The 22,535-nt window shown below is 70.3% G+C and carries 20 protein-coding genes; 9 read left to right on the top strand and 11 right to left on the bottom strand.

Translation table 11 applies throughout. The features are described 5' to 3' along the window. Window positions 1–218: 218 nt before the first annotated feature. Both BUE29_RS07995 and BUE29_RS08000 read left to right on the top strand, forming a co-directional pair. Window positions 219–512 (top strand): hypothetical protein, encoded by a 294-nt coding sequence (locus BUE29_RS07995; protein ID WP_073388362.1) that lies wholly within the window; start codon window positions 219–221, stop codon window positions 510–512. A gap of 207 nt (window positions 513–719) precedes the next feature. Next, complete coding sequence (locus BUE29_RS08000; protein ID WP_073388364.1) at window positions 720–1,301, top strand: VC0807 family protein; 582 nt, start codon at window positions 720–722, stop codon at window positions 1,299–1,301. On the opposite strand, the gene BUE29_RS08005 is transcribed toward BUE29_RS08000, so the two are convergent. Continuing rightward, a complete protein-coding gene (locus BUE29_RS08005) occupies window positions 1,282–1,656 on the bottom strand; it encodes a VOC family protein (protein WP_073388366.1) in 375 nt (124 codons plus the stop codon). The two genes, BUE29_RS08000 and BUE29_RS08005, sit on opposite strands and share 20 nt — an antisense overlap. A 251-nt stretch (window positions 1,657–1,907) precedes the next feature. Further along, complete coding sequence (locus tag BUE29_RS08010) at window positions 1,908–2,255, bottom strand: cupin domain-containing protein (RefSeq protein WP_073389539.1); 348 nt, start codon at window positions 2,253–2,255, stop codon at window positions 1,908–1,910. A 164-nt stretch (window positions 2,256–2,419) separates the two neighbouring features. On the opposite strand from BUE29_RS08010, the gene BUE29_RS08015 reads away from it, so the two are divergent. Then, window positions 2,420–3,088 (top strand): Type 1 glutamine amidotransferase-like domain-containing protein, encoded by a 669-nt coding sequence (locus BUE29_RS08015; protein ID WP_073388369.1) that lies wholly within the window; start codon window positions 2,420–2,422, stop codon window positions 3,086–3,088. An 898-nt stretch (window positions 3,089–3,986) separates the two neighbouring features. Here the strand turns inward: BUE29_RS08015 and BUE29_RS08020 are convergent. The 3 genes from BUE29_RS08020 to BUE29_RS08030 all read right to left on the bottom strand — a co-directional run bounded on the left by BUE29_RS08020 (window position 3,987) and on the right by BUE29_RS08030 (window position 6,181). Then, a complete protein-coding gene (locus BUE29_RS08020) occupies window positions 3,987–4,778 on the bottom strand; it encodes a hypothetical protein (protein ID WP_073388371.1) in 792 nt (263 codons plus the stop codon). 33 nt (window positions 4,779–4,811) lie between these two features. Continuing rightward, window positions 4,812–5,291, bottom strand: a complete 480-nt coding sequence (locus BUE29_RS08025) for a matrixin family metalloprotease (protein ID WP_073388374.1) — start codon at window positions 5,289–5,291, stop codon at window positions 4,812–4,814. A 422-nt stretch (window positions 5,292–5,713) separates the two neighbouring features. Continuing rightward, window positions 5,714–6,181 carry a VOC family protein gene (locus BUE29_RS08030; RefSeq protein WP_073388377.1) on the bottom strand — a complete coding sequence of 156 codons (468 nt, stop codon included), beginning with the start codon at window positions 6,179–6,181 and terminating at the stop codon, window positions 5,714–5,716. Between the two features lie 106 nt (window positions 6,182–6,287). Between BUE29_RS08030 and BUE29_RS08035 the strand changes: the two genes are divergently transcribed. After that, window positions 6,288–7,280, top strand: coding sequence for a helix-turn-helix transcriptional regulator (locus BUE29_RS08035; protein WP_073388379.1), 993 nt, complete (start codon window positions 6,288–6,290; stop codon window positions 7,278–7,280). 27 nt (window positions 7,281–7,307) lie between these two features. On the opposite strand, the gene BUE29_RS08040 is transcribed toward BUE29_RS08035, so the two are convergent. Next, window positions 7,308–11,072 carry a TIM-barrel domain-containing protein gene (locus BUE29_RS08040; protein WP_084180833.1) on the bottom strand — a complete coding sequence of 1,255 codons (3,765 nt, stop codon included), beginning with the start codon at window positions 11,070–11,072 and terminating at the stop codon, window positions 7,308–7,310. A gap of 212 nt (window positions 11,073–11,284) precedes the next feature. Continuing rightward, window positions 11,285–12,976: a cation:proton antiporter gene (locus tag BUE29_RS08045; RefSeq protein WP_073388384.1), complete on the bottom strand. Its 1,692-nt coding sequence runs from the start codon at window positions 12,974–12,976 to the stop codon at window positions 11,285–11,287. A 39-nt stretch (window positions 12,977–13,015) separates the two neighbouring features. Here BUE29_RS08045 and BUE29_RS08050 point away from each other — a divergent pair, with 39 nt between their 5' ends. Next, complete coding sequence (locus BUE29_RS08050; RefSeq protein ID WP_073388387.1) at window positions 13,016–14,266, top strand: MFS transporter; 1,251 nt, start codon at window positions 13,016–13,018, stop codon at window positions 14,264–14,266. Between the two features lie 9 nt (window positions 14,267–14,275). Here BUE29_RS08050 and BUE29_RS08055 read toward each other — a convergent pair whose 3' ends face one another. Next, entirely contained in the window at window positions 14,276–15,151 is an 876-nt protein-coding gene (locus BUE29_RS08055) for an SGNH/GDSL hydrolase family protein (protein WP_073388390.1), read from the bottom strand. A gap of 219 nt (window positions 15,152–15,370) precedes the next feature. On the opposite strand from BUE29_RS08055, the gene BUE29_RS08060 reads away from it, so the two are divergent. Continuing rightward, a complete protein-coding gene (locus tag BUE29_RS08060; protein WP_073388392.1) occupies window positions 15,371–15,907 on the top strand; it encodes a CAP domain-containing protein in 537 nt (178 codons plus the stop codon). A 44-nt stretch (window positions 15,908–15,951) separates the two neighbouring features. Next, complete coding sequence (gene dcd, locus BUE29_RS08065; protein WP_073389543.1) at window positions 15,952–16,530, top strand: dCTP deaminase; 579 nt, start codon at window positions 15,952–15,954, stop codon at window positions 16,528–16,530. Window positions 16,531–16,605: 75 nt separating this feature from the next. Here dcd and BUE29_RS08070 read toward each other — a convergent pair whose 3' ends face one another. Next, on the bottom strand, window positions 16,606–17,706 hold the full coding sequence (locus tag BUE29_RS08070) for a branched-chain amino acid aminotransferase (protein ID WP_073388395.1): 1,101 nt from the start codon (window positions 17,704–17,706) through the stop codon (window positions 16,606–16,608). Window positions 17,707–17,771: 65 nt separating this feature from the next. Further along, window positions 17,772–18,413 carry a TetR/AcrR family transcriptional regulator gene (locus tag BUE29_RS08075; protein ID WP_200800100.1) on the bottom strand — a complete coding sequence of 214 codons (642 nt, stop codon included), beginning with the start codon at window positions 18,411–18,413 and terminating at the stop codon, window positions 17,772–17,774. Between the two features lie 78 nt (window positions 18,414–18,491). Between BUE29_RS08075 and BUE29_RS08080 the strand changes: the two genes are divergently transcribed. Beyond that, the gene (locus BUE29_RS08080) at window positions 18,492–20,045 is read left to right on the top strand and encodes a flavin-containing monooxygenase (protein ID WP_073388401.1); all 1,554 of its coding nucleotides are present in this window, start codon (window positions 18,492–18,494) and stop codon (window positions 20,043–20,045) included. A 34-nt stretch (window positions 20,046–20,079) separates the two neighbouring features. Continuing rightward, window positions 20,080–20,973: an SDR family NAD(P)-dependent oxidoreductase gene (locus tag BUE29_RS08085; RefSeq protein ID WP_073388404.1), complete on the top strand. Its 894-nt coding sequence runs from the start codon at window positions 20,080–20,082 to the stop codon at window positions 20,971–20,973. Window positions 20,974–20,998: 25 nt separating this feature from the next. Here the strand turns inward: BUE29_RS08085 and BUE29_RS08090 are convergent, their stop codons facing one another. After that, complete coding sequence (locus BUE29_RS08090; RefSeq protein ID WP_073388407.1) at window positions 20,999–22,453, bottom strand: MFS transporter; 1,455 nt, start codon at window positions 22,451–22,453, stop codon at window positions 20,999–21,001. Between the last annotated feature and the right edge of the window lie 82 nt (window positions 22,454–22,535).

Raw genomic sequence — 22,535 nt, forward strand, 5'->3', positions numbered from 1 at the left:
AGCAGGGAGTCACCGAAGCGACACGGGCTTCCGCCCTGCGCACTTTCGCGCTCGCCGGCCTGCGAGCACATCGGGAAACCGTCGACGAAGGGGACGGAACTCGGTAGGGACCTCACACAGGTTTGACGCCTGGACCCTGCGCGGGGGGCGCAGCCTGGCAGCAGCAGGCTGTCCGGCATACGCGTCTCAGCGAACCAGGCGGAACAGGAGGGTCGCATATGCCCACCAACCAGGGGGCCGCGATCCCACCCGAGGACGACCCGAACCACGACAAGGAGGTGATGAAACCCGGCGGCGGTGAACCCGAGGACAGGTCCCCCAAGCCACCCCCCCACGAGGATCCGGCGACTGACGATTCGCTCGACCAAATCGCGCGGCGAGCAGAAGACGAGATGCGCCAGTACATGGAACAGATCAAGTCGGGGGCGGCGAAGGGGCTTGCCAACGAGCTGGGGCGAGCCATCGGGCGAGCGGTGTGGGAAAAGTTCATTCGGCCACTGGGTGAAGACTGACGAGGCGGTAACGGCGCTCGTAGATCGAGCGGGCTAGACGGACACAGGCGCAGGCGCGGGGCACCACGACAACGAGCCGCGGGGCGATGCATAGGCGGAGGTCGCTTTCCCAAGGCGTAAATAGGCGTGTATCCGCTGGGTGGACAGTGCAACCCGGCGGATACACGTCTGTCGAGACGTCGTCACCGGGGAGTACACGATCTAGACGTGGCGTGGAGTCGACGCCGGCACGTCGACGAGCTGGGCGTGCTCGCGCTCGTGCTGGTGGCGATCGCGGCGGCGACCGCGCTGGTGACGGGCTCGGGGACGGCGGTGGCGGTGCAGGCGAGCGTGACGACCGGGTTGTGCGGGCTCGCGTTCTTCGCCTCGCTGCTGGTGTTGCCTCGGCCGTTGACGTTCTACGTCGGCCGCCGGTTCGCCGGCCTCGAGCTCGACGAGTGGGACGGGCTGTGGCGCTACGCCGGGTTTCGGCGGGTGCAGCGTCGGCTGACCGCGGCGTGGGGTGTCGTGTTGCTCGGCGAGGCCACCTTTCGGGCGGTGGCGACGTGGCTGCTCGGCGCTGACGGGTTCATGCTCGTGGCCAACCAGGTCCTCCCCTACGCCGTGGTGGCGGTGATGACCGCGGTCAGCATCCGCACCGGCCGCCGGCACCAGGTCGCGGCCGCCGGTGGCGGCCGGTCAGCGCTGACCCGGCGGGGTGAGCGTCGGCCCCAACGTCAGAATCGGCCCCGGGCGTGCGGTGTAGGACGCGCGCCCGGGGACCGATTGATCAGATGTAGGGACGGGTGATCAGCTCTACGTAGTGGCCTGCGGGGTCGAGGGTGTAGACGCCGCGGCCGCCGTGTTCGGTGTTGGTCTGGCCGGGTTGTTGGCGCTGGGGATCGGCCCAGTAGTCGCGCCCGTCGGCGCGAATCCAGGCCATGGCGCGATCGAATTGGTCTTCGCTCATCAGGAAGGCGTAGTGCTGGGGCGGGAAGTCGATCGGTGGTTCGGCGAACTGTAGAAGGACGTCACCGTCGAGTTGGAGGTTGACGAACAGGCCCCATGACGGGGCGTCGTCGGCCTCCAGGACGTGCCGGTAGAACTCGGCGGACTCGTGCCGAGATGTGGCGGCGACGATGGTGTGGTTGAAGCGTGCGGTCAAGGCTCTCTCTTTCGTGGAGGGTCTAACAAGGACGTGGGCGTGTCCTCGTCGGCGGTCCACGAGCGGAGTGCGGTGATCGGGCTCGAGGCCCGAGCGCGTTCACCGAGCAGCCGGGTGAACTTTCCGTGAGCGGCTCGAAGCCATCCCGGATGTCATGGCCTCCACGCTAACAGCGAGGCCTCCCTGAGACAGCTCGCTACGGCGCGCTCCAGTCGAATGCCCGTGGCACGGTTGCTGGTTTGACTGAGCGCCTATCGGGGCTCGGCGCAGAGAGCGACGATGGTGAGGCCATCTGCGCCGGCGCGTACTTGGCGTGGGGTTCCGATGGTGACCGCGATGAACTGTCCAGTCCGAATCGGCACGGGTTCATCGTCGATGAGCACCCACCCATCGCCGGTGACGACAAAGTACAGATCCTCGACGCCGTCGGCGAGGTGATCGTGCCGCACAGTCTCGGCGTGCGGGGGCAGTTCGACGGTGTAGACCTCGAATGCGGTGATGCCCAACGCTTCGCTGACACGTTTGTCGAATGGGCTCGCTGCGGGGTGCGGACCCGGTCCGGCAGTCAAGGAGGCGGGGTCAACGATCTTGTAGCTCATCTCGGCCACGCTAATCGGCATGGCGCGCAGACCGTCCCGCACAGGATCGGTGGCTGGACGCGGGCCGCGGACCTGCTGCACGCCGGGTGCCGGGTCGTCGTGCCCGCCTTCAGGGTCGTTGCTAGGGTGCGCTGACCCCGAGCGAGCCCGTATCGGAGGTACCCGTGAAACTGCTGCTGACGTCGGCCGGCGTGCGCAACCCGGCGATCCGCGACGCGCTGACCGCCCTGCTGCCCAGACCGGTCGATCAGTGCACTGCCCTCGCGATCCCGACCGCGATGTACGGGCACCCGCACGCCACGCTGGAGTACACCTGGGAGTTCGCGGCCGGGCGGTCCGAGTCGCCGATGACCGACCTGGGCTGGCAGTCAGTCGGCTTGCTCGAACTCACCGCGCTGCCCAGCCTGCCGCGCGAACAGTGGTTACCCGACGTGAGGCGCGCCGACGTCCTGCTGGCCTCAGGCGGCGACGCGGTGTACCTGGCGTACTGGATGCGCGAGTGCGGGCTGGCCGACCTGTTGCCATCGCTGACCGACACCGTCTGGGTCGGGATGAGCGCCGGCAGCATGGTGATGACCCCTCGGATCGGACCCGACTTCATGCAATGGCAGCCCCCGGACGGCTCCGACCGCACCCTGGGCCTGGTCAACTTCTCACTCTTCCCGCACGTCGACCATCCCGACATGCCGGACAACGTGATGGTCGCGGCGCAGCGCTGGGCCGCCACCCTGGACAACCCCTCGTACGCGATCGACGACGAGACAGCGATCGCGGTCGACGGTGATCGGGTCGAAGTTGCCTCCGCAGGACACTGGCAGTACTTCCCCGGCTGAGGGTCCGCCGCTTCGTCCCACCCGAACCCGCGGGCAGCCACGCCGTGCGGCGGCTTGGCCACTCGCCGACCTCTCGAGCACGAGCGTCCCCGCCAGCATCGACAGCACCACCAAGACTTCCAACACGCGTCAGCATCACGTGCTGACCATCGCCCGTCAGCCGACCCTCCAGCGGGACACCGCGCAGCTGGCACGCTGTCGCGGCGCTGCAAGAGACTGGACCAGCTTTGCCTTTCCGACCCACGGGTCCGCCCGCGCCTTGCTCGTGGCGCCATGCTCCCTGCGTGCCCTCCGCGCCCAGATCGAGGCGTCCCGACGCAACCGACGCGGCCCAGAGTGGTGTTACGGGGCCGGTGCGTCCGTGAGCTTCGCGGGGCAGGTTCGGGCGCACAGTGCGATGCTAAAGGGCACGAACAACCGGTCGCCTTGGTAGCGGACGTCGAGGCCGTGGGTGACTCCTGGCGCCGGTCGAGGCCCGGCCGACGCTCCTGAGGAGCACGCTGCGGACACGAGCGCGCTCAGCGCGGCGAGGATGGTGACCCCGCCGCGCTGCGCGCGTCGTACCTGTCTCGACACGGGTGAATATTCAGCACGGGTGAACTGATCCCGCCGGCGACAGCAAGACCCACACCGAACTCGACATCAGCGCCGCCGCGTCCACCGCCCGCGGCACGATGCGCGGCATCACGATCACCTACCAGTCCGGCGACGCCACACGGACGCTCCGCTCGCGCTCCGAGCTCGTGCTCTGCACGACCTCGGAATGCCCGGAGCAGCACTACTCGTCAGCACGGAACACGTCACCCTCGACCGCGCGCGGCAATGCGCGCCCAGCTCGAGCTCGCCAACGGCGACGTCGTAATCCCGTTCGCAGACGAGGAGGACCCCGCGCCCGGTCTCATCGTGACGGTGTCGCCGACGGCGTACCCGATGTCGAAGTAGCAGCAGGCCCGACTTCGATGGTCTCGGGGGTGGCCGCCGCCTTCTTCAGTTCGGCGACGGTGTCGGCGTCGATGATGATGCCGTCGGTCGCTTCGGTCTCGGTCCCCTCGCCTGTTGTCGCGACGCTCATTCGGATCTTGCCGGTGTTGGTCTTGATGGCGCCGAGCAACGCGTTGTCGGCGATGTCCCAGGTGGTGCTGCCCTGGAAACCGCCGGTGAGGAACACGACGGTGTTTCCCATCTTGGCCAGGGAGGCGCCGAATGCGTCGGAGTCGGTGTCCGGCGGTAAGTAGAAGGTGACGGGAAGGCTGTCACCGACCTTGACCCTTGCTCCCTCGGCGGAGTTCGCAACCTTGCTGGCGACCCTGAACTGGGAGATGACCAGCTTCCACGGCGGCGAGTTGCTGCCGGCGTCGGCGGGCTCGGACGAATCGGTGCCGAGACGGGGCTGCGGGGTGGTGAAGCTGCCGAAGGAGCCGGTGGCGACGAGTGTGGAGTAGTGGATGTAGTGACTGCCGTCGTAGTAACGCACGTTGGGCAGCGCGTCGGTGACGGTCTTGGGCGTGAAGAGTTCTGCGGCCCCGTCGGCTTTGACGTAGCGAGTGAGGACGTTGATGGCGTAGTCCGCGGTCGCGGCGTTGCGCGCTGACGAGTTCGAGGTGGAATGGTTGGTGTCGCTGCTACAGGCGGACAGGCCGGCGGTCAGGATTGTCAGTGCGGCAACACCCAGAGAAAGCTTGCGTGACATTGGATTCCCCAATCGTGTGTCGTGGCTCGGGGTTTAGTAGTTGCCGTTGATCAAGTCCTTGTCGTGCTGGGAGTAGTAGTCGATCTTGACGATCTGCGGGGACATGACCTCGTTCGAGATCTGCGACGAGTGGGTCAGTCCGAGGCCGTGACCTGACTCGTGCAGCATGAGCGCCTGGTCCCAGCCTGCGGTCTGGGCACTGTCGTACTCCCACTCGAGGTCGATGTAGATGCGGTGTTGCTGGCACGCCTGCCCACTGAGCGACCAGCAGACCGTGTAGCCGATGACACCGCCGTTCGGGTACCACTTGTTGTTGCCGACGCAGGGCGGGCCGTCTTGAGTGGCGTAGTGCCCGTCGTTGTAGATGACGTCGGTGTTGCCGTCGTGGGTGTCGGTGCCCTTCTCGTCGATGACGGTCTCGTTCTCGATGTACTTGACCGTCCAGGCGAGTGCGGACTTCGTCTGATTGTCGAGGTAGTAGCCGAACCACGTGTTCACGCCGTTGTCGGCCATGTTGACGTAGCAGCCGGCGCCGTGAGCGCCGGAGGCGCCAGAGAAGCCGGTGGCAGCCGCACTCGCGGTGTCCTGCGCCGAAGCAAGGACGAGCGTGAGAAGGGTGACCGCGGCGAAGGCCAAACCGCGTCGGAGCCTTCGCCCTGGATACGAGAGTGAACTTGGTGTCGACGTAGCTCGGCTCATTGCCGCCCTCCCAGACGATCGCAATCGAGTGCCGGAAAACTAGCGCTAGTAGGACGACGAGCGCAACGGAAACGCTGCACGCTTTCATAGTTGGAATTGGCCGCGTGGTTCAGCCGGTGTGCTCGACGGCAGTGGTTTCGCCGGTGTTGCGGCGGGCGAGGGATCGGGTGGAGGTCTCGGCGGTGATGCGGAGGGTGTCGTGCGCAGCCGCGTAGCAGCGGTCGGCGGGCTCGCCGTCAGCCGCGAAAGGCGACCTGGACGTCGACGACCCAGGTCACGCCGAAGCGGTCGGTGAGCATGCCGAAGCCGGGGCTCCACGGCGAGGCGGCGAGCGGTTCGATGACGGTCGCGCCGTCGGCGAGTCCGTTCCACAGCTGCGTGACCTCCGCCAGGCTGTCGCCGCGCGCGGACTGGAAGAACGTGCGGTCGGTGACCGTGGTGCCGTTCTCACGCGTCGTCGTGCCGGCGATCGCGGCGGGGTCGGCGTCGTCCTGACCCGGGACGTCGTAGGCCATGAGGCGGAAGCCGTCCTCGGTCTCGAGCTGGCCGAAGACGATCTTGTCCGCCCCGGGGGCGGCCGCGGGCATGCCGAGGTCGCCGTAGGTGGCAGCGACGACGTGGCCGCCGAACACGCGCTGGTAGAAGGCGAGCGCGTCGCGAGCGGTGCCGGGGAGGTTCAGGTGGGTGGTGGCCTTGATGGTCATCTCGTGGTCCTTCGATCGTGGTGTCTCGGCGGTGTCCCGCCGACGTGCACCACGTTGTCAGGGGTAGAGGTCAGGATCGGTCCTCTACCAGGAGGACGCTGACGGGGTGATCACGAGCTCGTCGCGCCTGTTGTCCCTGCTGTCGCTGCTGCAGTCCCGTCGGGACTGGCCCGGGCAGCTGTTGGCCGAACGGTTGTCGGTCAGCCCGCGGACGGTGCGGCGCGATGTCGATCGGCTGCGCGAACTGGGCTACCGGATCGGGTCGACGAAGGGTCCGGACGGCGGCTACCGGCTGGCGGCCGGGTCCGCACTGCCGCCCCTGTTGTTCGACGACGAGCAGGCGGTGGCCATCGCCGTCGCGCTGCAGAGCGTGCCCACGAGTGGTGTGGACGTCGCCGACGCGGCGGCGCGCGCGCTGGCGACCGTGCGCCAGGTCATGCCGTCGCGGCTTCGGCATCGCATCGACGGCATCCGGTTCGCGGGCGTCGAGGCATCCGCCCGGGTCGAGCCGACCGTCCTGGAGGCGGTGAGCGCGGCCGTCCGCGACTGCGTGACACTGCGATTCGACTACGGCGACCGCGGGGACGCTCCGCGCCGGGTGGAGCCGCACGCCGTCGTGGCACGTGCGAGCCGCTGGTACCTGATCGGGTGGGACGTGGACAGGCACGACTGGCGGTTCTTCCGCCTCGACCGGGTGCGGCTACGGGTGCCGAACGGACCCCGTTTCACGCGCCGCGACCTGCCCGCCGAGGATCCGTTGTCGTTCCTCGAGGCCCGGTCGAAGGGGTCCGCCACGCAGAACCGATGGCCCTGCACGGGCCAGGTCGTCATCGACCTCCCCGCGCGCGACGTCGCACCGTGGATCGGCGACGGCGAGATGACGGCGGCGACGCCCACCACGACCCGGGTCACGATCGGGTCGTGGTCGTGGACGGGGCTGCTGGCCGCGGTCGCCCGCTTCGACGCGCCCTTCACCGTGATCGGCCCCGCGGCCCTGCACGAAGCTGCCGACACCCTCGCCGCCCGGTTCGCTGCTGCCCGTCGTCGGCGCGAGGACCCCACCGACGGCAGCGACCCGGTCACCACGACGATGTGGTGACCGGGCCGCCCGTCCTGCCGGTCGAGATCAGCGGATCCGGAAGGTCACCTTCTGCCTGGCGGCCGAGGTGACCTTGCCGGCGGCCACCGCGACGACCACCGCATGCTTGCCGCGGGCCAGCTTGCGCAGCGTCAGCGTCACGACGCCCTTGCGCAGGTGCCCACGGGCGAGCACCTTCTTGCCCTGCGTGGCCGTGACCGCCGCCGATCCGGCGGAGACCCCGCCGCGCAGGTGCACCCGGGCGGTCAGGACCGCGGACCGCCCCGACCTGACCTTGGCCTTCACCGAGAGGGTCGGCTGCTGCCGCCCGACCTTCACGGTGACGGTGTTCGTGGCCTTGCTGCCGGACGGGTCGGTGACGGTGTAGCTGAACCGGTCCGTGCCGACGAACGTCCGCGCCGAGGTGTAGCGGAGGGTGGCCCCGCTCCCGGTCACGGTGCCGTGCTTGGGCGACGAGTGCGTGTACGTCAACCGGTCGCGGTCGCTGTCGGCGCCCGCCAGCCTGATGGTGACGGGCACGCCCACCGCGGTCCGGGCCACGACCGCCGCGGCGGTCGGAGCCGCGTTGGTGGTGTAGCTGACGGTGGTGGCCTTGCTGGTCGGGCGGGCCGGCAGCGAGACGGTCACCGTACGGGTGGCCGCGTCGTAGGACCACGCCTTCGTCGCGAGCGCGACACCGTCGACCGACACCGTGGCCGGCTTCTTGGCCGCGTTCGTGAACTTCGCCGTCCACGAGCGCTGCGCGACCTGCCCGGTGTAGCTGCCCTTCGCGGCCGCGATGGCCAGCGTGTGCCGGTCCGCCTTCTCGCTGTAGTCGATGGCCGTCGTGGCCGACTGCGTCGAGTCGGTGGTGGTGCCGTCGTCCTCGTACAGCGAGTACGAGCCGTCGGCGCCCTCGGCGGCCGAGACCGTCACCTGGTCGAGCGGGTTCTGCTGGTCGTTCGCGACGTTGTTCGTCCGGGTGGTGACGATGCCGCCGGACTTCACGAACACCGGCATGGTGTCCAGTCCGGTGGTGACCGTCTGCGTCGTGCCGCCGGCGTAGGTCTTGCCGGTGAACCAGTCGGTCCACGAGTTGCCCGGCGGGAACCACACCTGCGTGTCGACCGAGCCCTCGCCCGCCTTGGTCACCGGTGCCACGAGGACGTCCGGGCCGTAGAGGTACTCGCCGGCCGCGTTGTCGTACGCCTCGGCGGCGTCCGGGTACTGCAGGTACAGCGGGCGGGTGATCGGGGCGCCGGTCGCCCGCGCCTGCTGCGCCAGCGTGTAGGTGTAGGGCACCAGGTTCTCGCGCAGGTTCAGGAACTTGTTCGCCGACGCGTTCGCCGCCGTGCCGTACTGCCAGGGCAGCCGGTCGCTGTGGTTGGAGTGCAGCCGGTCGATCGGCTGGAACGTCCCGAACTGCACCCACCGCGCGTAGAGGTCGTCGGGCAGCTTGGTCGAGTTCTTCTCGCTGCCCGGTTCCTGCAACCCGCCGGTGTGGCCGCCGATGTCGTGACTGATCGACGGCATGCCGGTCGCGACGGACTCCCCGGGCGTGTAGCCGACCTCGTAGGCCAGCGTGTTCCAGTTGGAGGTGGTGTCACCGGTGAAGTGCAGCGTGGTCCGCTTGTCGGCCCACGGCCCGGTGGCCGTCGGGGTGATGTTGCCGTAGCCGCCGGCCTCGAGCGTGCCGTAGGCCCGCGAGAACGCGAAGCCGCGGTCGACCGTCTTCGCGGTGTAGTCGGCGTAGGCCTGATTGACCCACGCGTCGCCGGTCACGCCGGGCAGCGACATGGTCGAGCCGTCGCAGCACCAGTCCATCCACCACAGGTCGTTGCCGGCAGCCTGCATGTCGTCGTGCAACGCCAGGTAGGCCTTGAGCTGGTCGGCGTCGCCGAAGTCGAAGACGTAGCAGTCCTTGGCGCCGCCGCCGCACGAGCCCGGCTGCAGCTTGCCCTTCGCGATCTCCTGCGCCTTGTCGAACTGCGGGTCGGACTTCTCGATGCTGGGGTGCAGGTTCAGTGACGTGCGCAGCCCCTGCGCGTGGGCCCACGCGAAGAACGCCTTGGGGTCGGGGAACTTCGCCGGGTCGATCTCCCACCCGTTCCACTGGTTCGGTGTCTTGAAGTCGGTGTCGACGACCAGGGTGTCCAGCGGGACGCCCTCGCTGCGGAAGCGCTTCACGATCGACTCGAAGTCCGCCGACGTCCGGTCGTAGTACTCGGAGTACCAGGTCCCGTAGGCCCACCGCGGCAGCAGCTTGGCCGGCCCGGTCAGCGTCGAGAGATCCTGCAGACCCTGCTGGTAGTCGTGGCCGTAGGCGAAGACGTAGCCGTCCTGGTAGGCCTTGCCGTCGTGGGACGGCCGCTGGGTGACCGTGCGCGTCGTGGCGTCGTAGAGGGCCGACGCGGTGTCGTCGAGCAGGTACCAGCCATCCCGGTAGAGCAGGCCGGGGTTGGTGATGGTCGCGCTGCCCACGTCGTCGATGCTGCGGCGGTAACCACCGAGCGGCACGTGCGGGGTGAGCGTCGGCGCGCCGGTCGCGGTGAAGGCGACGGTGTCGACGTTGACGCCGCAGCTGTCGGCCGTGGGGCACTGGATCGCGACGTCGTTCGCGCCCGCGGTCAGGGTGACCGGGACGTCGACGGTGCGCCACTCGTCCCACCCGCCGGTGGACGGCAACGACGCGCTCGTGGCGTCGGCGGCGCCGACCTCGATCGAGACAGGACGCGAGCCGCTGCTGCCCTTCGCGTAGCGCAGCTGCAGCACGTACGACCCGTCGGCGGGCACGCCGGTGAGGTGGAGCGTGTCCGATGCGTTGGTGTCGAGACCGGCGACGAAGGACGAGCCGGAGTACCCGTTGTGGTCGGTGGCCGGCGTGGCGCCCCCGGCCAGCGTGCCCTTCTCGGCCTCGCACACCGTGCCGAAGGCGCACGGCGTGGCCCCGGCCGCGACGGGATCGGGATAGGTGACGTCCTTGCCGAGCACGGCGACGTTGTCCATGTTCACGTCGCCGGAGTCCGTCGCGGACCGCACGATCCTGATGACGTGCTCGCCGGCGGTGAGGTGCAGCGATGTGCGGACGGTCGACCAGGTGTCCCAGTTGGCGGTCTGAGGCAGCGACAGTGCGACCGATGCCCCGCCGTCGGCGGACACCGAGAGGGTCCGGGTCTCGTTCTTGCCGTCCCCGCCCTGACTGTTGGCGTAGCGGGTCGCGATGTCGTAGTCGCCCTCGCTGGCCACCGTCGCGGTGAAGCTGACCGACGCGTTGGTGGCCTCGAAGCCGCCGACGAAACCGGTGCCGGTGTAGTCCTTGTGATTGGTCTGCACGGCGTTGCCGGTGAGCAGCAGGCCCTCGGCCTCGCAGCGGCTCCCGACGTCACAGGTCGGCGCGTTCTTGCCGGCCCACGGCGCGGCGGTGATGGGCTCGGTGCCGGCGTCCTCGCTCAGCACCAGGTTGGACTCGGTGAACTTGCCGGAGCCGATCTCGTACTTCAGCGTCGCCTTCGGCGTGGTGACGACGAACCAGCCGTCCTTCTCCTCGCCGGTCGACGTGGTGGGCGCGAAGCCGCCGCGGCCGATGGCGTTGAAGGTGGCGTCGTCGGTGAACGTCCCGTCGGCCGAGTACTCGGTCCGGATCAGGGTGGGTGACAGCACCTCGAAGCGCGCGTGGCCCGAGGTGTAGGTGGTGGTCGGTGTCGGTGTCGGGTCGGCCTGGGCAGCGGTGCTGCCGACGTTCAGGGTTGCGGCGACGACCGCGGTGACGCCGAGCAGCGCCACCGCCTGTCGCCGTGGTGCACGTGCGCGCAACGAGGCTCCTTTGCCAGGTTCGGACTAGCCGGGCAGGGCACCCGGCGTCGACTGCACCGGGACGTCGCCACGACACCCCGGTCCGTGGCCCGTGCACAGCAGCTGACGCACGCGACGTGTGAGCTGCGGCACCGGGCGACATCAACCTGGCCCGCCCATGCCCTTCTGTCAATACGTCGACAGAAGTCGGGGTTTTGCCGTTGTGGCGCGTGTCAGCCCGATGTCGACGGCAGTCGCTGCACCATGAGCTCCTGCAGGTCGAGGGTCTGCTGGGCCCGGTGCAGGACCGCGGAGCTGTAACGGCCTTCGGCCTGGGCGGCGAGCAGGGCCTCCCGCTGCGCCGCGAGCACGACGCCCATCAGCTCGCCGTGCCGGCGCGCCTGTTCGTCGTGGGCTGCGTCCTGCTCGCGGGGCTTCGCGCGGTCGCGGAGCAACCGCTCCATGCGTTCGACCGCCTCGACCCCCACCGACGCGACGACGGCGTCGCGGCTGACCGCCTCCGCCGCCGCGTCGGTCATGTCCGCGGCGAGCGCGGCGTACGCGACGCGCTCGAGGGCCGGGTCGTCACCGGGCACCTCGAGCCACCGGATCACGTACGGCAGCGACGCCCCCTGCACGAGCAGGGTCACCACCGCGACGGTGAAGGCGATCAGGATCAGCTGGGCCCGGTGCGGGGTGTCGGCCGGCAGCGTCTGGGCCGCGGCGACGGTCACCGCGCCCCGCATGCCCGACCACGCCAGGACTCCTCCACCACGAGCGCCCAGACGTTGGGTGACCGAGAAGTCGAGGTCGGCCTTGTGCTGCGCCACGCGCTGTCGCGCCTGCTGCAACCGGCGCGGCGTGAGGCGGTCACCGAGGTCGTCGATCTTCTGCTCCACGCCGGCGATGCGCGCCCGTTGTCGACCGGCCCGTTCGGCGCTGTAGCGCAGCCGCGCGATGACCGGCGCGACGAAGACGATGCGGATGCCCAGCGTGAGCGCTGCGACCAGCAACCCCGTCGCGACGGTCGTGCCCGCGCTCAACCCGGCGTCCTCGACGCCGTTCCACAGCGGCTTGAGCTGCAGCCCGAGGACCAGGAAGATGCCGCCCTCGAGCAGGAAGGCGATGGTGCGCCAGTTGACGGACTCGGCCAGCCGGCTCGGCGCGGGCAGATGTCGCGGCCCCATCGCGCCGGAGACGAGGCCCGCCACCACGACCGCGAGGACGCCGGACGCGTCGAGCAGGTCGGCGGGCAGGAACGCGACGAACGGGATCGTGAACGACACCGCCGTCGTCGTCACGGCATCGCGCAACCAGGCCCGGGCGACCACCCCGAGCAGGCCGACCACGAGTCCGAACGCGGTGGCCACCGCGACCGAGTACACGAAGTCCACACCGACCCGCCACACGTGGGTCGGCGTGCTGATCGCGGTCGCGGCCGACGTCAGCAGCACCAGCGCGGTGGCGTCGTTGACCAGCCCCTCGCCCTCGATGATGGCCGTGAGTCGCGACGGCAGACCGAGCTTGCTCCCGACGGAGGTGGCAGCGACGGCGTCGGTGGGGCTGACGACCGCGCCGAGCGCGAGGCACGCGGCCAGCCCGACGCCGGGCAGCACGGCGTACGCGAGGTAGCCGGCGCCGACCGTGGTCAGCGCCACCAGGTAGACGGCCAGCGCGAAGATCGTGCCGAAGTTGCGACGGAAGTCGTGGCCCGGCATCCGTGTGGCGCTGGCGTACAGCAGCGGGGGCAACACCCCGTCGAGGACGATCTCGGGTTCGAGCTCGACGTGGACGCCGGGCACGAAGCTCATCGCGATGCCGACGAGCACCAGGCCGAGCGGGGCGGCCACTCCGATGCGATCGGCGACCGCGCTCGTGGCGACGACGCTGACGATGCCGACGACCAGGACCAGGGTCAGGTGCATGCGGACAGTCTCGCCGACGCGATCTGCTAGACACCGGAGATGGCAGCCGACGCCGTGCGGGGCGGGTCCCGCCTGCGTGATCGTGCCGACTTCCGGTGGTTCTGGACCGCGGCCACGATCTCGGACTTCGGCACCTACGTCACGGGTCTCGCGATCCAGGTCCTGGTCGTCGTCACCCTGCACGAGGGCGCAGCCGGGGTCGGGGTCGTCAACGCCGCCAGGTGGCTGCCCTACCTCGCGCTCGGCCTGGTGGTCGGCGTCCTCGTGGACCGGGTACGTCGTCGACCGCTGCTCGTCGCGACCGATCTCGCGCGAGGGGCGCTGCTGATCGCGGTGCCCGTGCTCGCGGTGACCGGTGGACTGACGATCGCCGTGCTCGCGGGTTTCCTGGTGGTGTTCGGATTGCTGTCGGTGGTGAATGACGCGGCCACGCAGTCCCTCCTCCCCCGGTTGGTGCCGGTTCGGCTGCTCACGCGGGCCAATGCCCGGCTCGACCAGAGTGACGCGGTGGCGCAGTCGGGCGGCCCCGCGCTGGCCGGCGGGGTGGTGGCGTTGCTGACCGCGCCGTGGGCCGTGCTCGTGGACGCGGTCAGCTACCTGCTGTCGGGCCTGCTGCTCCTGCGCGTCCACGTCGTCGAACCGCCCTCGGCACGTCTCTCGCTCCGCGGCGTCGGTAGGGAGGCCCGCGAGGGGTTGCGCTGGATCTACCGCCATCGGACGCTGCGCCCCTACGCCCTCGGCACGCACGCGTGGTTCCTGTGCTTCGCCGTGGTCAACGTCGTCGTCCCGCCGTTCGCGTTGCGCACCCTGCACCTCGGCGCCGTCGGCCTCGGGATCGCCCTCGCCGCGGGTGGCGTCGGCGCCCTTCTCGGTGCGCTCGCCGCGCCCGGGCTCGGCGCCAGGTGGGGCGCCGGCCGCGTGGTCATCGCCGGCCACGCCGGCACCGCCGTCGCCGTCGCGTTGCTCGCCCTGAGCTGGGGCCCCGGCGCGGGATGGCTCGTCTTCGGCGTGGGCGAGCTGGCCCTCGGCCTGGCCATGGGGAGCGCCAACGCGAACGAGATGGCCTACAAGCAGTCGATCACCCCTGACCGGTTGCAGGGCCGCAGCAACGCCATCATGCGGTCGACCAATCGCGCGATGATCGTCGTCGGGGCGCCGCTCGGCGGGCTGCTCGCCGACGCGATCGGCTTCCGCGTCGTCCTGTGGGGGACGGTCGCCGGCTTCGTCCTCGTCGCCGCCGGGCTCGCGACGACGCCCTACCGGTCGGCGCGGCTGGCCGACGCCGCGTGAGCCGAGGGCTCAGGCGGCGGACTTCGCGAGCTTCAGGACCGTGATGGTCCGTGCCGCCAGTTTCGACTCGCCGAGCGCGTTCGGGTGCACGATCACGGGGTTCGTGCCGCCCACGACCGGCTCCACCCAGCGCACGCCCGGCGCCTGGCACGCGTCGTGGCCGTTCGACACGCCGCTGACGTCGACGTAGGTCGCTCCCGTCCTGGCCGCTGCGCGGCGCACCGCGTCGTTGAGCGTGGCCTGCTCGTGACGCAGGTAGGGCACGTCGCCCTTCGCCACCGGCATCTGCGGGAAGCAGCCGTCCTTGGCCGGCAGGATCCACGGGTAACCCAGGATCGCCACGCGGGCATGCGGCGCCTTGGCCCGCACCGCCTGCAGTGCCCGGACGAGCGCCGGGTAGGTCGTCCTCGTGATGGTGTCCTCGAACGAGGAGCCGTACTTGTCCTTGCAGGGGCTGCCCTGGCCGAGCGCCGCGGTGCCGAGCACCCCGCACTGCAGGATCGAGTCGATGAAGACCCCGCTGTCGTTCCCGCCGATCGTCATCGTGATCAGCTGCGTCCTGGCCGAGACGGCGTCCAACTGCGGGGCGACACCGGGGTACTGGGCCTCGAAGTAGTCCCCGGTCTCGGCGCCGCCGCACGTGACGTCGGTGAGCGTCGCCTTGATCGTGGCGGCGATGACGTGCGGGTAGTTCACCGTCGACCGCAGGCACTGGGGCGCCGCCGTCGGATCGGGGGGCAGCGTGCCCGAGGCTGCGCTGTAGGAGTCGCCGAGCGCGACGTAACGCAGCGGCGACGCGGCCGCTCCGACCGGGGACGGGCCGAGCACCGCGACCGCGGACACGGCGGCGCAGGCGGTGACCAGGACGGTGGCGAAGCGGCGCATGAAGACCCCCAGTGGACGGCAACCCTGCCGAGCGACGGAACCGATCTGCTGCGGGGATCAACGAAACGGGGCTGTTCCGGTTACGTCCGGGCCGGCGGACGGGCGGCGACACATCCGACTATTGCCCGGGTTCCGGACAGCGGGTTTCATCTTGGCTTTACATTGGGCACAATGTAGACGGCGGGACAGCGCGGGGACCGATATCGAAGAGGCCCACTCGTGTACCCCCGATCCCGCGCGCTGTTCGTCGCGCTGCTGACCTTGCTCGCCGTGCTGGCCACGGCCGTCGTGACCGCGCCGGCGTCCTCCGCCGCGTCGCACCGGATGACGCGGCTCGAGGTGTCGTTCTCGAACTCCGTCGTCAAGCTCATCAACGCCCAGCGCCGGCAGCACCACCTCAAGCCGGTGAAGCTCAACCGCTACCTGACGCTCGCGTCCGACCGACACAACCGGGCCATGGCCCGCGTCAACACGATCTCCCACCAGCTCTCCGGCGAGAAGGACTTCGTCGCGCGCGACCGCGCCGCGGGGTTTCGGTACCGGTGCTGGGGCGGCGAGAACATCGGCGTCTCCGCCCGCGTGAGCCGCGCCGGCGCACGGGAACTGCAGTCGCTCATGTACGCGGAGAAGGCGCCGAACGACGGCCACCGCCAGAACATCCTCAACCGGCACTACACGATGGTCGGCGTGGCCGTGCTGCGTGACGCCCGCAACGGCCGGCTGTGGCTCACGACGGACTTCGGCAGCCGCTGCTGACCGCCGCCACCGGAACGGCGCCGCGGCTGCACTACCCTTCGCGCATGCTGTTGAGCGACGGCGACATCCGGGCCGCGATCGACGCCGGACGGCTCGTGCTCGAACCGTGGGAGCCCGACCTCGTGCAGCCGTCGAGCGTCGACGTCCGGCTCGACCGCTTCTTCCGCGTGTTCAACAACTCCCGCTACACCCACATCGACCCGTCGGTGCAGCAGGACGACCTGACCACGCTCGTGGAGCCGGAGGGCGACGAGCCCTTCGTCCTGCACCCGGGCGAGTTCGTGCTCGGGTCGACGCTGGAGGTCGTCACGCTGCCCGACGACCTCGCGGGGCGCCTCGAGGGCAAGTCCTCGCTCGGCCGGCTCGGCCTGCTGACGCACTCCACCGCCGGCTTCATCGACCCCGGCTTCAGCGGTCACATCACGCTCGAGCTCTCGAACGTCGCCAACCTGCCCATCGTGCTGTACCCGGGCATGAAGATCGGTCAGCTGTGCCTGTTCCGGCTCTCGTCCGCCGCCGAGCACCCGTACGGCTCGCAGGTCTACGGCTCGCGCTACCAGGGCCAGCGCGGCCCGACGCCGAGCCGGTCCTCGCTCAACTTCCGCCGGTGGCCGACCGCCTGACGCGGCCGGCCCGGGTCACCTCGCGCGAAGGGTCGATCGCACGCCGAGTGATCGTCGACGCAGGGCGAACGGCGCTCAGTTCAGCCGGGTCATCCAGCCGTGGGTGTCCTCGACCCGGCCGGTCTGGATGCCGACGAGGCGTTCGCGCAGCGCCGCGGTGACCGGCCCGCCCGCCCCGGCCGGGCCGTCGCCGATCGTGAACTCGCCGTCGGCGCTGCGCACCGCGCCGATGGGGGTGACGACCGCGGCGGTGCCGCAGCCGAACACCTCGGTGATGGCGCCCGAGGCGCAGCCGTCACGCCACTCCTCGACCGAGATCTTGCCCTCCTCGGCGGTGTAGCCGAGCTCGGTGGCGACCTCCAGCAGCGAGGTGCGGGTGATGCCGGGCAGCAGCGTGCCGGTGAGCGCCGGCGTCACGATGCGCGCACCCGGGCCCGAGCCGAAGACGAAGCCGAGGTTGTTGCTGCCCATCTCCTCGACCCAGCGGTGCTCGAACGCGTCGAGCCACACCACCTGGTCGCACCCGTGCGCCGCGGCCTCGGCGGTGGCGGCGAAGGAGGCCGCGTAGTTGCCGCCGCACTTCACCTCGCCGGTGCCGCCGGGCGCCGCGCGGGTGTACTCGGTCGACAGCCACACCGTCACCGGCCGCACGCCGCCGCTGAAGTAGTCGCCGGCTGGTGAGGCGATGAGCAGGTACGCGAACGAGCTCGACGGCGCGTTGACGCCCAGCCCGTCCTGCGTCGCGATCATGAATGGCCGCAGGTACAGCGACTGGTCGACCGGCTGCGGGACCCACTGCTCGTCGATCCCGACGAGCGCGCGCAACGACTCGACGAACAGCTCGGTCGGCAGCTCGGCCATGGCCATGCGGCGCGCCGAGCGCTGCATACGCTCGGCGTTCGCCTCCGGGCGGAACGCGGCGACCGAGCCGTCGACCTGCCGGTAGGCCTTCAGACCCTCGAAGATCTCCTGGCCGTAGTGCAGCACCGCGCTCGCGGGCTCCAGCGAGATCGGGCCGTAGGGCAGGACGCGACCCTCGTCCCAGCCGCCGTCGACCGTCCAATCGATGCGCACCATGTGATCGGTGAAGTGCTTGCCGAATCCCGGGGCAGCCAGGACGGCCTCGCGATCGGCGTCGGAGGCCGGTTGCGGGTTGCGAGCCACGCTGAAGGTCATGGCCGGATTCTAGGACGACCGAGCAAGCGCCGGTTCGTGCTCGCGGACGATCGGACGGCCGCCGTTCAGTCGTCGCCGCCGATGGCCGCGGCGAAGATCGGGGCGAGGCCGGCCGCGTCGTCGTCCGACGCCGCCATCATGACCGCCGGCAGTGAACGGGTCAGCATCTCCAGCAGTGCCGGCCGTCCGATCGCGCGGTCGTCGAGCCAGCGCAGCACGCACTCCTCGGCGTAGGTCACCCATCCCTGCGCGGCCAGGACCGCCGCCGCCGACAGCCGCAGGCCCAGCTCGCCGACCGCGTCGACGATCCGCTGCGCGAACGCGCTGCGCGTGCCGTCGACGATGGCCCGCATGTCGACGTCGCCGACCGCACCGCGGACGAGCGAGCGGTAGCTGTCGGGGTTCTCCTCCACGTACCCGACGAAGGCGGTGATGGCCGCCCGCAAGGCCGCCACCGGGTCGAGCGACGGGTCGGCCTCGGTGCGTCGCAGCATCTCCGCCGCGGCGGCCCGGGCCACCGCGAGGTGGAAGTCCTGCACCCCGGCGAAGTAGTGGAACAGCAGCCCGCGCGAGATGCCGGCCCGGCCGGCGATGAGCTCCACCGACAACTCGTCCAGGCGCCGGCTGCCCAGCAGCTCGACGCCGAGCTCGATGAGCTGGGCGCGACGAGCCTCCGGGCTCAGTCGCACCCGCTTCGCCGCCGTCACGGTGCTCACCCTACCGCTGTTGAACCGTAGTCAACTAGCTATTGACGCTCGTTCAACTACGGTCGTACGCTCGGCCACATGACGCAGACCCCGGTCCGCCCCGGCCCGGCGACCGGCGGCCGACCCCGGCGCGGCGCGCGGCGCCACGTCGAGGTCCTGGTCGTCGGCAGCGGCTTCGCCGGCCTCGGCGCGGCCATCCGGCTGCAGCGCGACGGACGCGACGACTTCCTGGTGATCGAGCGCGGCCCCGAGGTCGGCGGCACGTGGCGCGACAACACCTACCCCGGCGCGGCCTGCGACGTCCCGTCCCACCTGTACTCCTACTCCTTCGAGCTCAATCCGGACTGGACGCGCTCGTTCTCCCCGCAGCCGGAGATCCAGGAGTACCTGCGCGCGGTCGCGGTGAAGTACGGCGTGCTCGACAAGCACCTCTTCGACACCGAGGTCACCTCGGCGCGGTGGGACGCGTCCGCGAACCGCTGGCTCGTCGACACGACCGGTGGCGCGTTCAGCTGCACCGTGCTGGTGAGCGCCGTCGGCGCGTTGGCCGAGCCCAAGCTCCCCGACATCCCGGGCATCGAGTCGTTCGCGGGCGAGATCTTCCACTCGGCCCGCTGGAACCACGACACCGATCTCGCCGGCAAGCGCGTCGCGCTGATCGGCACCGGCGCCTCGGCCATCCAGATCGGCCCCGCCGTGGTCGACACCGTCGCCCACCTCGACGTCTACCAGCGCACCGCTCCCTGGGTGATGCCGCGTCACGATCGCCGCTACCCCCGTGTCGAGAGCCTGGCCTACCGGCACGTGCCGTTCCTGCAACGCGCCGCTCGCGAGGCGATCTACTGGGGTCGTGAGTCATACGTGCTCGGCTTCGCGCTGCAGCCCAGACTGCTCGACGTGGCGCAGCAGATCGCCCGTCGCAACATCGGCAAGGCCATCGCCGACCCGGAGCTCCGCGCCGCGGTGACCCCGGACTGGCAGATCGGCTGCAAGCGCATCCTCATCTCGAACACGTGGTACCCCATGCTCGCCCGGGACCACGTCGACCTCGTCACCGATGGAATAGCGGAGATTCGCGCAAAATCGATCGTCTCGGTCGACGGCACCGAGCGCGAGGTCGACGCGATCGTCGTGGCGACCGGCTTCCACGTGACCGACTCCCCCACCTACGAGCGGATCGTCGGCAAGGACGGCCGCAGCCTGGCCGAGGTCTGGGACTCCGAGGGGCAGCGGGCGCACAAGGGTGCGGCCGTGGCCGGGTTCCCGAACCTGCTCTTCGTCGTCGGCCCGAACACCGGCCTCGGACACAGTTCGATGGTCTACATGATCGAGTCGCACCTGAACTACCTGTCGAGCGCCCTGCGTGCGATGACCGAGCGGCAGCTGGCCACCTTCGAGGTCCGCCGTGACGTGCAGGACCACTACAACGCCGGTCTGCAGGAGCGGATGGCCCGGACCATCTGGCAGACCGGCGGTTGCGCGAGTTGGTACCTCGACAAGTTCGGGAACAACACCACGCTGTGGCCGGGATTCACCTTCGCGTTCCGACGGATGACCCGCAGCTTCGACATCGCCAACTACGACACCACCGAACGCAGCGCCGAGCGCGACGTCCACGCCGTAGGCGCCTGACCGGCCGTCGCACACACACCACGGGAGACACCGCATGACCAACGTCAATGGCAAGGTCGCCGTCATCACCGGCGCAGGGTCGGGCATCGGCCGCGCGCTCGCCTATGACCTCGCGCGACGCGGCGCGCGGCTCGCGATCAGCGACGTCGACGCCACGGGGCTGGCCGAGTCCGTCAAGCAGGTGCGCGTGATCGGCGCCGCGGTGCACCACACCTGCCTCGACGTCACCGACCGCACCGCCGTCCTCGCCTACGCCGACGAGGTCGCGTCGCACTACGGCGCGGTGAACATCGTCGTGAACAACGCCGGTATCGCCTTCACCGGCGACATCGAGAAGATGAGCTTCGAGCAGATCGAGCGCGTCATCGACGTGGACTTCTGGGGCGTGGTGAACGGCACCAAGGCCTTCCTGCCGCACCTGATCGCGTCCGGCGACGGTCACGTCGTCAACGTCTCCAGCCTGTTCGGGCTGCTCGCGGTGCCGGGTCAGAGTGCCTACAACGCCGCCAAGTTCGCCGTGCGCGGCTTCACCGAGTCGCTGCGCCAGGAGATGCTGGTGGCCGGTCACAACGTGCACGTCACGTGCGTCCACCCGGGCGGGATCAAGACGGCCATTGCGCGCAACGCCGGCGCCGTCGAGGGCGAGGACGCCGCGAGGCTGGCCGCGTTCTTCGACGCCCGGCTCGCCAAGACGACGCCGGAGTCGGCCGCCAAGTCGATCCTGCGCTCCGTGATCGGCAACCGGCCGCGCGCCGTCGTCGGTCTCGACGCCAAGGTCCTCGACCTGGTCGTGCGCGTGCTCGGCCCCGGCTATCAGCGCCTGCAGGTGCTCGGCATGAAGCGGATCATGCCCAGTACCCGCTCGGTGCCGGTGACCGCGCCGGGCACCCCGAGCGAGAAGTCGGCGGGCGCGCGGGCGAACGCCTGAGGGTCGCTACGCCCGTCACGGCGGCTCAGCCGCCGTGACCGGACGCGTCCTCGCGGGCACGCCGCGGGAGCAGGAAGGTCAGCACGAAGCCGAGGGCCACGAACCCCGCCGCGAGCCACACCGCAGCGCTCGCCGCATCCCGGAACGCGCCGACCGAGCTGTCGTGGCCGAGGGCGTGGAAGAACACCGTCCCGAGGACCGCGACGCCGAACGCCCCGCCCAGCTGCTGCACCGAGGTCAGTGCACCGGAGGCCGAACCGGACTCGGTGTCGTCCACGCCGGCGAGGACGATGTCGAAGAACGGCGCCATCGTCAGTCCCATCCCGATGCCGAGGACGGCCAGCGACGGTGACATCGCCGCGATGCCCACCCCGTCCCCCGCCGCGTGGAGGGTGAGCACGAAGGCGATCAGCGCCGCGGCCGTCAGGAGCTCGCCGACGAGCATGATGCGTCGTCCGAACCGAGCGTTGAGCGGCTGGGCGACCACGAACCCGACGATCATCCCCACCGCCTGGGCCGTACCCGCGAGGCCCGCCTTGAGCGGGCTGTACCCGAGCCCGAGCTGCACGAACAGCGTGAACACGATCGACGTCCCCATGAGGGCGCCGAACAGCGCCATGCCGGTGACGAGACCGCCGGTGAAGGCCTTCTTCGCGAACAGTGTCGGCGTGACGAGCGTGGGCTCGCCCCGGCGGTCGCGGCGCCGCTCGAGGGCGGCGAACACGACGAAGGTGGCCACGCCCGCCGCGAGCATGACGTAGCTCCAGGCCGGCCAGCCGAGCTCGCGGCCCTGGATCAACGGATAGATCAGCAGCACCATCGCGGTCGCGGCGACGGCCGCGCTGCCCACGTCGATGCGGATGCGGCGGTCCGGCGTGGACGCGGGCAGCACCCGCGACCCGGCGACCAGGGCGATCAGGCCGACGGGGACGTTGATCGCGAAGATGGTGCGCCACCCCCAGCCGAACGCGTCGAGGTCGACGAGCCAGCCCGCGAGGATCGGGCCACCGACCGCCGACAGGCCCATGACCGGCCCGAAGGCGCCGAAGGCCTTGGCCACCTCGTCGGGCGGGAACATCTGCTTGATGAGCCCGAGGCCCTGGGGCAGCATCACCGCACCGAGCAGCCCCTGCAGCACCCGCGTCCCGACGAGCATCTCGGGCGACTGCGCCAGCGCGCACGCCAGCGACATCGCGGTGAAACCGGCCATGCCGACGAGGAACATGCGACGACGGCCGTAGATGTCGCCGAGCCGGCCGCCGATCAGCAGCCCGCTCGCCATCGCGATCGTGTAGCCCGCGGACAGCCACTGGATCAGGGTTTCGCCGCCGCCCAGGTCGCCGACGATGGTGGGGCCGGCGATGGAGGTGATCAGGGCGTCGAGCAGATCCATGATCTCGGCGGCGAGGATCACGAACAACGCCGGCCAGCGCAGCGCGTAGGCCAGCGACACCGGCGACCTGTCGGTGGTCAACGACATGGCGACTCCTTCGAACGGTGTTCGTCAAACAAACGAACACTGTTCTACGCACGAACGGTGTTCGCGTCAAGTAGGTTGGACG

This window comes from Jatrophihabitans endophyticus (assembly GCF_900129455.1).
Taxonomy (GTDB): Bacteria; Actinomycetota; Actinomycetes; order Mycobacteriales; family Jatrophihabitantaceae; genus Jatrophihabitans; species Jatrophihabitans endophyticus.